Raw genomic sequence first — 12,642 nt, 5'->3', positions numbered from 1 at the left:
ATCCCGGGGGTCCGGGGGCTGGCCCCCGTGCGCTGAGGCGATGGTGGAACACATCCCCCTTGAGGTGCCCGAAAACCCGCGTCTTGCGGGCAACATCACCCATTTCGCACGCGCCTTGCGACGCGCGGGGTTGCCCATCGGGCCGGGTCGGGTGATCGACGCCATCCGCGCGGTCGAAGTGGCAGGCTTTACCGAGCGGCGCGATTTCTACTGGACGCTACATGCCTGTTTCGTGAACCGCCCCGAACACCGCGTGATCTTTCGCCAGATCTTCCGGCTGTACTGGCGCGATCCGCGTTATCTGGAACATATGATGGCCGCGATGCTGCCTGCGATCCGTGGCGTTCAGGAGGAACGCGCAGGGCAGGCGGGCGAGAAACGCGCCGCCGAAGCCTTGCTGGACGGGGCCGAAGCGCCTGATTTCGATATGGATCAGGACGAGGATGAAGGCGAGACACAGATCGAGGTGGATGCCAGTTTCACCACATCCTCTGAGGAAAAGCTGAAAACGCTGGATTTCGAACAGATGAGCACCGCCGAGATGGCGCAGGCCAAGCGGATGCTGGCGCGGATGCGTCTGCCGGTAGAGCCGATGGCCACGCGCAGGATGCAGGCGGCGTTGCGGGGCCGGGTCGACCCGGCCAAGACCCTGCGCGCTGCCATGCGCACCGGCGGCGAAATTCGCGCCATTGCCCACCGCGCGCCCCGCAAACGCTGGCCGAACCTTGTGGTGCTGTGCGACATTTCCGGCTCGATGAGCCAGTATTCCCGTGTAGTGCTGCATTTCCTGCACGCGGTCAGCAATGCCAAAGGTGCGGGCTGGGCCAAGGTCCATGCGTTCACCTTTGGCACGCGGTTGACCAACATCACGCGCCATCTGGATCACCGCGACGTCGACGCCGCACTGGCCGCCGCAGGGGCCGAGGCGCAGGATTGGGAAGGGGGCACACGCATCGGGGAATGTATCGAGGCGTTCAACCGTGACTGGTCACGCCGCGTGCTGGGGCAGGGCGCTGTGGTTCTGCTGATCACCGACGGTCTGGACCGTGGCGCACCGGACGTGTTGGCGAAGCAGATGCAACGGCTGCATCTGTCGGCCAAGCGGCTGATCTGGCTGAACCCCTTACTGCGCTGGGACGAATTTGCGCCCAAAGCCCGCGGCATCGCCGCCATGCTGCCCCATGTAGACAGTTTTCGCGCAGGTCATTCGATTGCTTCGCTGGAAGAACTGGCCGAGGTGATTTCGCGCAAGGACGATGTGGGCGAAAAGGCACGGCTGATGAAGCTGATCGGGCAATAGTTGCCACCACTCCGCGCGGCGCAGGGACGGGGCCAAAGCCCCGCCCGAATTATGCTACTGCAACTGCAAAGCTGGTGCGGTACACGTCGGCCAGTTCGGCCAGCGGGGCGGAAACCGACCCGAACCGTACCTGATCACCGCCGAATTTGCCGACCGAAATAATGGCCACACCGGCCTGACCGGCGGCTGTCATCAACGCTTCGGCTTGGTCGAAGTTGCACGCGATCAGATAGCGGGCCTGATCCTCGCCAAACAGCGTCGGCGTGTCGGATATGTCCAGCGTGACGCCCACACCGGTTTTTTCGGCCAGTTCAAAGGCGGCCAGTGCCAGACCGCCATCGCTGAGGTCGGTACAGGCGGTGATCAGCGCGCGGTTGTCGCGGATGAACCGGCCGTGCTTGGCCTCGGCCTCCAGATCCACATGCGGCGCATCGCCTTCGACGCGGCCAAAGACCTCGGCCAGCAGGGCGGATTGGCCAAGATGGCCTGTGGTTTCTCCCAGCACCAAGGCAACGTGGCCATCGCGCACGTCGCAGCCGATGATGTCGTCGCTGTGGTGGATGATGCCTACAGCGCCGATTGTGGGTGTGGGCAGGATGCCGGTACCGTCGGTTTCGTTATACAGCGACACATTGCCCGACACGATGGGCATGTCGAGCGCGGCAACCGCTTCACCGATGCCTTTGATTGCGCCAACGAACTGGCCCATGATTTCGGGCTTTTCGGGGTTGCCGAAGTTCAGGTTGTCGGTTGTGGCCAGAGGTGTGGCGCCCACGGCGCACAGGTTGCGGTACGCTTCGGCAACGGCCTGCTTACCGCCTTCGACGGGGTTCGCCTTGACATAGCGCGGGGTCACATCCGAGGTGAAGGCCAGCGATTTATCGGTGCCATGCACGCGCACGATGCCCGCGCCCAGACCCGGCGTGCGGGCGCTGTCGGCCATGACCATCGTGTCGTATTGCTCGTAGACCCACTGTTTGCCCGCATAGTTGGGCGACGACAGCAGCGCGCGCAGCCCGTCGATCGGGTCGATACCCGGCACCTCGGCCAGCGGTTCGGCGGCGGGCGTTTCCACCCACGGACGGTCGTATTCAGGGGCGGAACTGGCCAGTTTCGACAACGGCAGATCGGCCATGGTTTCGCCATTATAGACGATGTGGAACCGGTCCTCGGGGATGGTTTCACCGACAATGGCGAAATCCAGATCCCATTTGTCAAAGACGGCCTTGGCCACGGCCTCAAGCTCGGGGCGCAGTACCATCAGCATGCGTTCCTGCGATTCCGACAGCATCATTTCGTAGGCGGTCATGTGATCTTCGCGCACGGGCACGTTTTCCAGATGCAGGCGGATGCCCAGCTTGCCCTTGTCGCCCATCTCGACGGCGGAACAGGTCAGGCCCGCGGCCCCCATGTCCTGAATGGAAATCACCGCACCCGTCGCCATCAACTCAAGCGTCGCTTCCATCAGCCGCTTTTCGGTGAAAGGGTCGCCAACCTGAACGGTGGGGCGTTTGTCTTCGATGGTGTCGTCGAATTCGGCCGAGGCCATCGTCGCACCGCCCACGCCGTCGCGTCCGGTCTTGGCCCCCAGATAGACAACGGGCATACCGACGCCCGAGGCCGCAGAATAGAAAATCTTGTCCGCATCCGCCAGACCTGCGGCAAAGGCATTCACAAGGCAGTTGCCGTTGTAGGCAGGGTCAAAGCGCACTTCGCCGCCCACACATGGCACGCCGAAACAGTTGCCATAGCCGCCCACACCCGCAACGACGCCGTTGACCAGTTGCCGCGTTTTGTGGTGCGACGGTTCGCCAAAGCTGAGCGAGTTCATCGAGGCAATGGGGCGTGCGCCCATCGTGAACACATCACGCAAAATGCCGCCAACGCCGGTGGCCGCGCCCTGATAGGGTTCGATGTAAGAGGGGTGGTTGTGGCTTTCCATTTTGAAAACCACGGCCTGTCCGTCACCGATGTCGACAACGCCCGCATTCTCACCCGGGCCGCAGATCACCTGCGGGCCGTCGGTGGGCAGCGTGCGCAGCCATTTCTTGGAGGACTTGTAGGAACAGTGTTCGTTCCACATGGCAGAAAAAATGCCAAGTTCGGTGAATGTCGGTTCCCGCCCGATGATCTCCAGCAGCCGCTGGTATTCGTCCGTGCTCAGCCCGTGGCTGGCGATCAGGTCAGGTGTGATTGCTGGTTCGGTCATGCGCCCATGTCCCCCGTGACAGATGGTGGCCTGTCTTTATGGCAGCTTGGCGCGCGGGGAAAGGGGGGACGGGCCGGATTTACATGCGGCAAAAAGAAAGGCCGTGCTGAGAGGTAAGGAAAGCACGGCCTTTCGATATCATGCCGCCCCCGAATGGGGGGCAGCGAGATTAACAGATTTTAGGGCAAGGTCACCGACTTGCGGTCGGAGTATGTGCCACGGCCACTGTCTTCGGAAGCCAACACCATATCATCAAGTGTGGTGCCCAGAGCGATTTCGCCGTCACCCAGCATCACGTTACCGGGTGTCACGGTGATGATCAGAACTTCGGTGTCAAACTTGGCTGACGCGTCGTCCGTCAGATCGACCACCAGTTCGGGGCTGCCCTGAGCGGAGACGTTCACATTCTCGACCATGCCGATAACCATACCATCTGTGGTTTCCAGATTCTCGCCGCGCGCATTGCTCAGTGCGCGGAACGCGTCCTGCGACATCGCGATCTGGTTGGTGTCATATTCGGCATAGCCGTTCGATACACGCGGGTTGGTGGTATCGTATTTGAACTGGTTCGATGCGACCGGATTGTCTTGGCCACCTTCAAATGTGGGCGAGTTGCTTTGCAGATCGGGGTTATCTGTATTTTCCTGCGCCAGTGCGGGTACAGCGATCAGAGCGGTGATTGTGGCGGTTGTTGTCAAAAACTTGCGTGTCATATTGTAATTCCTCTCGTTGGGAGTTGCTGGTGGAACAACGGCCAAGTCGTGGGTCAGTTCCCGCTGACTTTTCAGAAAAATTCTTCGTGAACAGGGGAACAATTTCTGCATCCGTGCAATACCTGCGCCCGGGAGAGAAAAATGCTCGTGAAAAATCACGTAGATAGAATATTGAGATACTTCCGGCGGAGCGCCGGCACGTCATTCGGTGGCATGAGGCTGCGGCCAGACACGCAACAATTCCTGCCCGAAAAGCAAACGCTTTGGCCAAAAAAAAGGCCGAGCACGAAGCTCGGCCAAGTCCAACAGGGAGGTATGAAGATGATGCGCTAAGCGATCATCGTCTTCGAGGCCGATTTAGGGGCAGCAGTGCTGCCAAACAAGGCAGAATGTGAACACCAGACGGAATGGCCGCTATGCACTCTTTGCATGGCTATTCTTTTTGTTTGCTTTTCAACTGTTTACGGTACAGCAAAATCTCTTCCTGAACAAAATCGCGAAAGGCGGAAATACGCTGCGAATGGCGCAATTCCTCGGGGTAGGCGAGGAAAACGGGAACATCCGCCGATTCAAGGTTGGGCAGGACGCGCACAAGCTCGGGAAAGTCGTTGGCCAGATAGTCCGGCAGCACACCGATTCCCAGATTGTGCAGCACGCCCTGCAAGACGCCGAAATAATTGTTGACCGTCAGCAGGGAATTGATCTCGTGGGTCATCAGTTCCTGAACAAGGCTGGCACTGGCGCCGACTTGGGCTGAATCCGTGTTCTGACAGATCAGGCGGTGATCCTTCAGGTCTTCGAATGAATCCGGAAACGGATGCTCTTTCAGGTAGTCGGACGATGCGTACAGGCGCATCTTGACGGTCATCAGCTTTTTGCGGATCAGGTCGGCCTGACTGGGTTCTTTCATGCGGATGGCCACGTCTGCTTCGCGCATGGGCAGATCCAGCACCCGTTCTTCCAGCATCAGATCGACGCGCAGATCGGGGTGTTTGGCGTAAAGCTTGGGCAGGCGCGGAGCCAGCCACAAAGTGCCAAAGCCGGTGGTGGTGGTCACGCGCAGATCGCCGAACACTTCTTCTTCGCTGTCGCGGATGCGCGCGGCAGCGGCGTCCAGACGTTTTGTCATGGCGCTGGTGGCATCGAACAGCAGTTCGCCCTGCTCGGTCAGGATCAACCCCCGCGCGTGGCGGTGGAACAGCGTGGCTGCCAGTGATTCTTCAAGCCCGCGAATCTGGCGGCTGACGGCGGACTGGCTGAGATTCAGCCTGTCACCTGCGTGCGTCAGACTGCCCGCATCTGCCACCGCGTGAAATATTCTTAGCTTGTCCCAGTCCATCACACTGCTTTCTGATCGTTGAGATCACCCTATAGTAAAAGACATGGAAACCTACCACTCGTCAAAAGGCCCGTGGCGGAAAGTCGCATTATTGTCTATACAGGTCATAGTTTGTGACCTAATATTGCTGAAAGTCTGACATATATATATCCAAGCTGGGAGGCACAGGTGTGACCACGCAAAAGATTTCACTGAACGACCGTTACGATCTGGAACGCAGTCCGGTGCTGTTGAATGGCACGCAAGCGTTGGTCCGGCTGATGATGATGCAGAAATCTCGCGACCGTGCAGCTGGCTTGAACACCGCGGGATTGGTGACCGGCTATCGCGGATCGCCGCTGGGCGCGGTCGATATGCAGATGATGCGTGCGGCCAAACCGCTGGCCGAGCATGACATCACCTTTCAACCCGGTCTGAACGAAGACCTTGCCGCGACCGCCCTGTGGGGCAGCCAGCAGGCCGAACTGCGCGGCGAAGGCAAGTTCGATGGCGTCTTTGGCCTGTGGTACGGCAAGGGGCCGGGTGTGGACCGTTCGGGTGACGTGTTCAAACATGGCAATATGGCAGGCAGTTCCCAACATGGCGGCGTGTTGGTGGCGATGGGCGACGACCACACCGGCGAATCCTCGACCGTGTTGCACCAATCGGAATTCGCACTTCTGGATGCCTATATGCCCGTGGTGTCGCCCGCAGGCGTTCAGGAAATCATGGATTATGGTCTTTATGGTTGGGCGCTCAGCCGTTTTTCCGGGCTTTGGGTCGGTCTGAAAACGATGAAGGACACGATCGAGGCCACCAGCGTCGTCAACGGCGATCCCAACCGTCTGAGCTTTGTCGTGCCAGAATTCACGATGCCCCAAGGGGGGCTGAACATCCGTCTGGTCGACACGCCTGTCGATCAGGAAACCCGTGTCATCGACTTCAAACGCTCTGCCGCCGAGGCGTTCAGCCGTGCCAACGGCATGGACAAGCGCATGTGGGGCAAGCCCGGTGCCAAGATCGGCTTTGTCGCCGCCGGTAAAAACTGGCTGGACCTGATGCACGCGCTGGACCTGCTGCACATCGACGAAAACGAGGCCGAGCGTCTGGGGATCACCACCTATAAGGTGGGCCAGACATGGCCGCTGGACATGGACACCTTCCACGAATGGGCCGCCGGTCTGGACCTGATCGTGGTGGTCGAAGAGAAACGCAAGCTGATCGAAGTGCAGATCAAGGAAGCCATCTTTGACGACCGCGATGGCCGCCGCGTCTATGGCTGGCACAAGGGCGATACATGGGAAAACGGCCGCAGGCTGGAACTGTTCCCGACGCGCGGTGCCTTGGATCCGATCCTGATTGCTGAAAAATTGGGCGATATCCTGATCGAAGAGGGCCGCAACACCGATGGCATCAAGGCGGGGCTTGCGTCCCTTTCCGAGGCACGGCGCAACGACAATGCTCAGGATCTTGCGGCGCGCTTGCCTTATTTCTGCTCGGGTTGCCCGCACAACTCGTCCACCAAACTGCCAGAAGGCAGCCGCGCCTATGCGGGCATCGGGTGTCATTACATGGCGCAGTGGATGGACCGCAGCACAGTGGGTTACACCCACATGGGCGGCGAGGGGGCCAACTGGATCGGCGAGGCACCTTTCTCGAAGACCGAGCATGTGTTCCAGAACCTTGGCGACGGCACCTATAACCATTCAGGTATTCAGGCGATCCGCGCCGCTTTGGCCTCAAAGGCGAACATAACCTACAAGATTCTGTACAACGATGCGGTCGCCATGACCGGCGGGCAAGCCAACGAAGGCGGGCTGAGCGCCTATAAGATCGTCGAAGAGCTGCGCGCCATCGGCGTGCCCACCATCGAAGTGGTCTACGACGAGAAGGAAGACGTCGATCTCGCCCGTTTCGGCAAGGGCATCGCCACCCACGAGCGCGCGGAACTGGACGCGGTGCAGAAACGTCTGCGCGAAGTCAAAGGCGTCAGCGCTATCGTCTATATCCAGACCTGCGCCGCCGAGAAACGCCGCCGCCGCAAGCGGGGCACCTTCCCCGATCCCGACAAGCGCGTGTTCATCAACACCGACGTCTGCGAAGGATGTGGTGATTGCGGTGTGCAGTCCAACTGCGTGTCGATCGTGCCCAAGGAAACCGAACTGGGCCGCAAACGCGCCATCGACCAGTCGTCCTGCAATAAGGATTTCTCCTGCCTCAAAGGGTTCTGCCCGTCCTTCGTGACGCTGGAAGGTGCGCAGGTGCGCAAGGACCCCACGACCAAGCTGGACCTGCCCGACATGCCGCACCCCGACCTGCCTGCGATCGACGGCACGTTCAACGTGGTCATCACCGGCGTCGGCGGTACTGGCGTTGTGACCGTGGGGGCGGTGATGGCCCAAGCGGCGCATATCGACGGCAAGGGGGCAGGCATGATGGAAATGGCCGGTCTCGCGCAAAAGGGCGGTGCCGTGCACATCCACTGCCGCCTTGCGAACAAGCCCGCAGACATCACGGCGATCCGCGTCGCCACAGGCGAAGCCGATGCGCTGATCGGCGGCGATCTGGTCGTTAGTGCCGGTGCCAAGACGCTGGGTCTGACCAGCACGGGCCGCACCGGCGCCGTGGTCAACAGCCACGAGATCATCACCGGCGATTTCACCCGCGATACTGAATTCGCTCTGCCCGCCGACCGGCTGACGCTGGCGCTTCAGGCGCGCTTGCAGGACAAGGTGGCGCTGTTCGATGCCTCCGATCTGGCCAAGGCCGTGCTGGGCGATTCGATCTATTCCAACATGATGCTCATGGGGGCCGCATGGCAGCGCGGCCTGCTGCCGTTGACGCACGACGCCATCGTCGAGGCCGTCACGCTGAACGGTGCAGCCGTCGAGCGTAACTTGCGGGCCTTTGAAATCGGGCGCTGGGCGGTGCTCTACCCCGAGCAGGTGCAAAACATCCTGACGCCCAAAGTGGTGGCCCTGCCCAAGACGCTGGACGAGAAAATCAGCTACCGCGCCGATCATCTGGTGAAGTATCAGGGCAAACGTCTGGCCAAACGCTATCGCAAGATGGTCGAAGCCATTGAAGACAAGGCCGTGCGTGCCGCCGTCGCCGAAGGCTATCACAAGGTGCTGGCCTATAAGGACGAATACGAGGTTGCCCGCCTGTTGCAAACCACCCGTGCCAAGGCCGAAGCCGAGTTTGATGGTGATTTCAAAATGAAGTTCCATCTGGCCCCGCCGATCCTGTCCAAGCAAGGCAGCGACGGTCGCCCCGTAAAGCGTACGTTTGGCCCGTGGCTGGAAAAACCGTTGCGTCTCATGGCGCGGTTCAAAGGTCTGCGCGGCACGCCGCTGGATGTGTTCGGCTATACCACCGAACGCAAAATGGAGCGCGCGCTGATCACGCAATACGAGGCTGACATGAAGCAGGTGCTGCCGCAGCTGACAAATGACACCCGCGACGCCATCGTGGCGCTTGCCGAACTGCCCAAGTCGATCCGCGGTTTTGGTCCGGTGAAACAGGCAAACGAGGCCAAGGCGGCGAAGCGGCGCGAGGAACTTCTGGCGGTGATCCGCGCAGGGGGCAAGGACATGGCGAAAGCGGCGGAGTAAACCGCTTTCGTCACATTACTGTCACCGGTAATGTGCGATAAGACACTTTGCAGGAACCGCATGCGTCTGGTTCGGAGATAAAGATGGCCCCGTCCAAGCGTGCAATCGCGCGTGACATTACCTATTCTCACTCGGCGACGTCGCGCAGTGGCAGGGCTATGATCCGTTTGATCGAGAACAGCACTGGCAGGCTGCACCTGATCCGCCGTGCCGATGGCTATCAGGACGAGGTCGCGGCGGGCCGCGATTTCTGGTCGGTGATCGTGGAACGCTATGGGCTTTCCTTGGATGTGGTGGGCGGCGCGCTGGAGAATATCCCGCGCACCGGTCCGCTGATTTTGATCGCTAACCACCCTTATGGAATTCTGGATGGCATGATGATGGGGCATATCCTGTCGGTCATGCGGGGCGATTTCCGCATTCTGGCCAATTCGGTGTTCAACCGCGCCGAAGAGTTGAACCGCGTGTTGTTGCCGATCAGTTTTGACCAGACCCGCGAGGCGCTGGCCCTGAACATCGAAACGCGGCGCACCGCCTTGCGCTATCTGTCTGATGGCGGTGCAATCGGTATTTTCCCCGGTGGAACGGTCAGCACGGCGGCCAAGCCGTTTTCGCGCCCGATGGACCCGCGTTGGCGCGGCTTTACCGCGCGGATGGTGGCAAAGTCGGGGGCGACGGTGGTGCCGGTTTTTTTTGACGGCCACACCAGTCGGCTGTTCCAACTGGCCAGCCACATGCACAACACCCTGCGCCTGAGCCTGCTGATCAAGGAATTCAAGAAACGCGTCGATACACCGGTGCGGGTCGTGGTTGGGCAACCTTTGGGGCGCGATGTTCTGGACCCGTTGGCGGGCGACAGCAAACAGATGATGGATTTCCTGCGCAAAGCGACGTATGACCTCAATCCAGATCCGGTCAAATATTTTGATCTGGGATATGAATTCGAGGAACGGCACCGCTGACATGCTCACCGGCGCCCTGAGGAACGCGGCGTAACAGGTTATGGCAATTGGTGTTTTTGACAGTGGGTTGGGCGGCCTGACCGTTCTGGAAGCAGCGCAAAAGCGGCTGCCGGATGTCGAGTTCATCTATCTGGCGGACACGGCCAACGCACCTTATGGCGTGCGCACCGCCGATGACATCTACAACCTGACCACCGCCGCCGTGCAGCGCCTGTTCGATGCCGGTTGCGATCTGGTGATTCTGGCCTGCAACACCGCCTCGGCGGCGGCATTGCGCCGGATGCAAGAGGGCTGGGTGCCCGAGGGCAAGCGTGTCCTGGGCGTGTTCGTGCCGCTGATCGAAGCAATGACCGAACGGCAGTGGGGCGATAATTCGCCCCCGCGCGAGGTGGCAGTCAAGCACGTCGCCCTGTTTGCAACACCTGCAACCGTCAGCAGCCGCGCATTCCAGCGCGAACTGGCGTTTCGTGCCATCGGTGTGGACGTCGAGGCGCAGGCTTGCGGCGGTGTGGTTGATGCCATCGAAGACGGCGACATGATCCTTGCCGAGGCGCTGGTGCGCAGCCATGTCGACGCGCTGAAACGCAAGATGCCACAACCGCAGGCAGCCATTCTGGGATGCACCCATTATCCGCTGCTGCAAGACATCTTTCAGCAGGCGCTGGGCGCGGATGTCGACGTGTATTCGCAGGCCGGTCTGGTGGGCGAAAGCCTCGCCGATTATCTGGTTCGTCATCCCGACAAGATGGGCAGCGGCACAGCGGCCTATCTGACCACAGGCGACCCCAAGCGGGTCAGCGATCGCGCCGTGCAATTCATGCGACGACAAATCAACTTTGTCTCTGCCTGAACACCTTACACACATCCTTAATATACGAGGTCTGACATGACCCATTCTGTCGCAATTCTGGGGGCCAGCGGATACACTGGCGCCGAACTGATCCGGCTGATCTCTGAACATCCTTCCATTAAAATCAAAGCTTTGGGCGCATTTTCCAAGGCAGGTCAGAAGCTTTCGGAGGTGTTCTCGCATCTGCGCCATCTGGACCTGCCGGATATGGTGGCCTTCGACACAATCGACTGGTCGGGGATCGACCTGTGCTTTTGCGCGCTGCCGCATAAGACCAGTCAGGAGGTCATCCGTGACCTGCCCAAGACGCTGAAAATCGTCGATCTCAGCGCTGATTTCCGGCTGCGCGACCCTGCTGATTACAAGACGTGGTACGGCAACGATCACGCCGCCACCCAGATGCAGGCCGAGGCGGTCTATGGGCTGACCGAGTTCTACCGCGACGAGATCGCGGGCGCGCGGTTGGTTGCGGGCACGGGGTGCAACGCGGCCACGGGTCAATTCGCCTTGCGTCCGTTGATATCCGCCGGTGTGATCGGGCTGGACGATATCATTCTGGATCTGAAATGCGCCGTTTCGGGGGCGGGCCGGTCGCTGAAGGAAAATCTGCTGCACGCCGAACTGAGCGAAGGTTACCACGCCTATTCCGTCGGTGGCACGCACCGCCATCTGGGCGAGTTCGATCAGGAGTTTTCCAAAGTTGCGGGCCGTCCGGTCAAAGTGCAATTCACCCCGCACCTGATCCCCGCCAACCGCGGTATTCTGGCCACCTGCTATGTCTCGGGCGAGACGGACGCGGTACACGGCGCATTGGCTGCGGCCTATGATGCCGAACCGTTTATCCATGTCCTGCCCAAAGGCGAGGCCCCCAGCACGCGCCACATTCGCGGCAGCAACTTTTGCCACATCGGCGTGATCGGAGACCGGATCGCGGGGCGCTGCATCGTCATCGCGGCGCTGGACAACCTGACCAAAGGCTCCAGCGGGCAGGCATTGCAAAACGCCAATCTGATGCTGGGCCTGCCGGAAACCGCTGGCCTGATGATGGCACCGCTGTTCCCCTGATCCGTCAGGGTGCGACGAAAGGAGCGGGCGGCGCGCGTTGATTGGCGCGCCGTTCGTGTCTAAGTACGGGACAAGGATGCTTTCATTTGGGAAAGCAGTCGGAGTCACGATGAAAAGTCTCAAGAAACAACGGCGCGTTCAGATCATTCTGGTGACGGCAGTGGCTTTGGCACTCAGCACTGCGCTGATCGGCTATGCCATGCGCGACGGCATAAATTTTTTCCGCGCGCCCAGTCAGGTGATCGCCGAACCGCCGCGCCCGTCAGAAGTGTTTCGCATCGGCGGTTTGGTCGCTGCGGGATCGTTGCGGCGCGGACAGGGCGAGGTTATCCGCTTTGATGTGACCGATGGGGGCGCGACTGTGCCAGTGGTGTTCAGCGGTGTTTTGCCAGATCTTTTTGGTGAGGATCAAGGCATGGTCGGCACCGGAAGTTACGTTAACGGTGTATTCGAAGCCACTGAAATTCTTGCCAAACACGATGAAACATATATGCCAAAAGAGGTCGTGGACGCGCTGAAGGAACAAGGCGTCTACAAAGACCCCGAGGGCTGAGAGCGCACGGTCCGCTTAACACCTGTTAATCATTTCCAAACCACAGTCCGCGCCAATT

Annotated in this window: 9 protein-coding genes; 6 read left to right on the top strand and 3 right to left on the bottom strand. The window is 60.3% G+C overall.

What is annotated here, in order from left to right; translation table 11 throughout:
• The first annotated feature begins 40 nt into the window (after positions 1–40).
• Positions 41–1,300 (top strand): vWA domain-containing protein, encoded by a 1,260-nt coding sequence (locus SULPSESMR1_RS08925; protein WP_198362772.1) that lies wholly within the window; start codon positions 41–43, stop codon positions 1,298–1,300.
• A 49-nt stretch (positions 1,301–1,349) separates the two neighbouring features.
• On the opposite strand, the gene purL is transcribed toward SULPSESMR1_RS08925, so the two are convergent.
• The 3 genes from purL to SULPSESMR1_RS08905 form a co-directional block, all read right to left on the bottom strand.
• Positions 1,350–3,509, bottom strand: a complete 2,160-nt coding sequence (purL, locus tag SULPSESMR1_RS08920; RefSeq protein ID WP_089420498.1) for a phosphoribosylformylglycinamidine synthase subunit PurL — start codon at positions 3,507–3,509, stop codon at positions 1,350–1,352.
• A 179-nt stretch (positions 3,510–3,688) separates the two neighbouring features.
• The gene (locus tag SULPSESMR1_RS08915) at positions 3,689–4,222 is read right to left on the bottom strand and encodes a hypothetical protein (protein ID WP_089420497.1); all 534 of its coding nucleotides are present in this window, start codon (positions 4,220–4,222) and stop codon (positions 3,689–3,691) included.
• Positions 4,223–4,655: 433 nt separating this feature from the next.
• Positions 4,656–5,561, bottom strand: coding sequence for a LysR family transcriptional regulator (locus tag SULPSESMR1_RS08905; protein ID WP_089420495.1), 906 nt, complete (start codon positions 5,559–5,561; stop codon positions 4,656–4,658).
• A 170-nt stretch (positions 5,562–5,731) separates the two neighbouring features.
• On the opposite strand from SULPSESMR1_RS08905, the gene SULPSESMR1_RS08900 reads away from it, so the two are divergent.
• From SULPSESMR1_RS08900 to ccmE, 5 genes are all read left to right on the top strand, one after another.
• Entirely contained in the window at positions 5,732–9,154 is a 3,423-nt protein-coding gene (locus SULPSESMR1_RS08900) for an indolepyruvate ferredoxin oxidoreductase family protein (protein ID WP_089420494.1), read from the top strand.
• An 83-nt stretch (positions 9,155–9,237) separates the two neighbouring features.
• Positions 9,238–10,116, top strand: a complete 879-nt coding sequence (locus tag SULPSESMR1_RS08895) for a lysophospholipid acyltransferase family protein (protein ID WP_089420493.1) — start codon at positions 9,238–9,240, stop codon at positions 10,114–10,116.
• 40 nt (positions 10,117–10,156) lie between these two features.
• On the top strand, positions 10,157–10,966 hold the full coding sequence (locus SULPSESMR1_RS08890) for a glutamate racemase (RefSeq protein WP_089420492.1): 810 nt from the start codon (positions 10,157–10,159) through the stop codon (positions 10,964–10,966).
• Between the two features lie 36 nt (positions 10,967–11,002).
• Entirely contained in the window at positions 11,003–12,031 is a 1,029-nt protein-coding gene (gene argC / locus SULPSESMR1_RS08885) for an N-acetyl-gamma-glutamyl-phosphate reductase (protein ID WP_089420491.1), read from the top strand.
• A gap of 109 nt (positions 12,032–12,140) precedes the next feature.
• Positions 12,141–12,584, top strand: coding sequence for a cytochrome c maturation protein CcmE (gene ccmE / locus SULPSESMR1_RS08880; protein ID WP_089420490.1), 444 nt, complete (start codon positions 12,141–12,143; stop codon positions 12,582–12,584).
• Positions 12,585–12,642 lie beyond the last annotated feature (58 nt).

The sequence above is a fragment of the Pseudosulfitobacter pseudonitzschiae genome (genome assembly GCF_002222635.1).
In the GTDB taxonomy this organism is placed as follows: domain Bacteria; phylum Pseudomonadota; class Alphaproteobacteria; order Rhodobacterales; family Rhodobacteraceae; genus Pseudosulfitobacter; species Pseudosulfitobacter pseudonitzschiae_A.
The sequence above is the reverse complement of the archived record's forward strand: the minus strand, read 5'-3'. Positions and strand labels throughout refer to the sequence as shown.

Bases quoted from the DNA above. Each gene is read 5' to 3' on its own strand.
- SULPSESMR1_RS08925 (WP_198362772.1), top strand. From the start codon at position 41: ATGGTGGAACACATCCCCCTTGAGGTGCCCGAAAACCCGCGTCTTGCG.
- purL (WP_089420498.1), bottom strand. From the start codon at position 3,509: ATGACCGAACCAGCAATCACACCTGACCTGATCGCCAGCCACGGGCTG.
- SULPSESMR1_RS08915 (WP_089420497.1), bottom strand. From the start codon at position 4,222: ATGACACGCAAGTTTTTGACAACAACCGCCACAATCACCGCTCTGATC.
- SULPSESMR1_RS08905 (WP_089420495.1), bottom strand. From the start codon at position 5,561: ATGGACTGGGACAAGCTAAGAATATTTCACGCGGTGGCAGATGCGGGC.
- SULPSESMR1_RS08895 (WP_089420493.1), top strand. From the start codon at position 9,238: ATGGCCCCGTCCAAGCGTGCAATCGCGCGTGACATTACCTATTCTCAC.
- SULPSESMR1_RS08890 (WP_089420492.1), top strand. From the start codon at position 10,157: ATGGCAATTGGTGTTTTTGACAGTGGGTTGGGCGGCCTGACCGTTCTG.
- argC (WP_089420491.1), top strand. From the start codon at position 11,003: ATGACCCATTCTGTCGCAATTCTGGGGGCCAGCGGATACACTGGCGCC.
- ccmE (WP_089420490.1), top strand. From the start codon at position 12,141: ATGAAAAGTCTCAAGAAACAACGGCGCGTTCAGATCATTCTGGTGACG.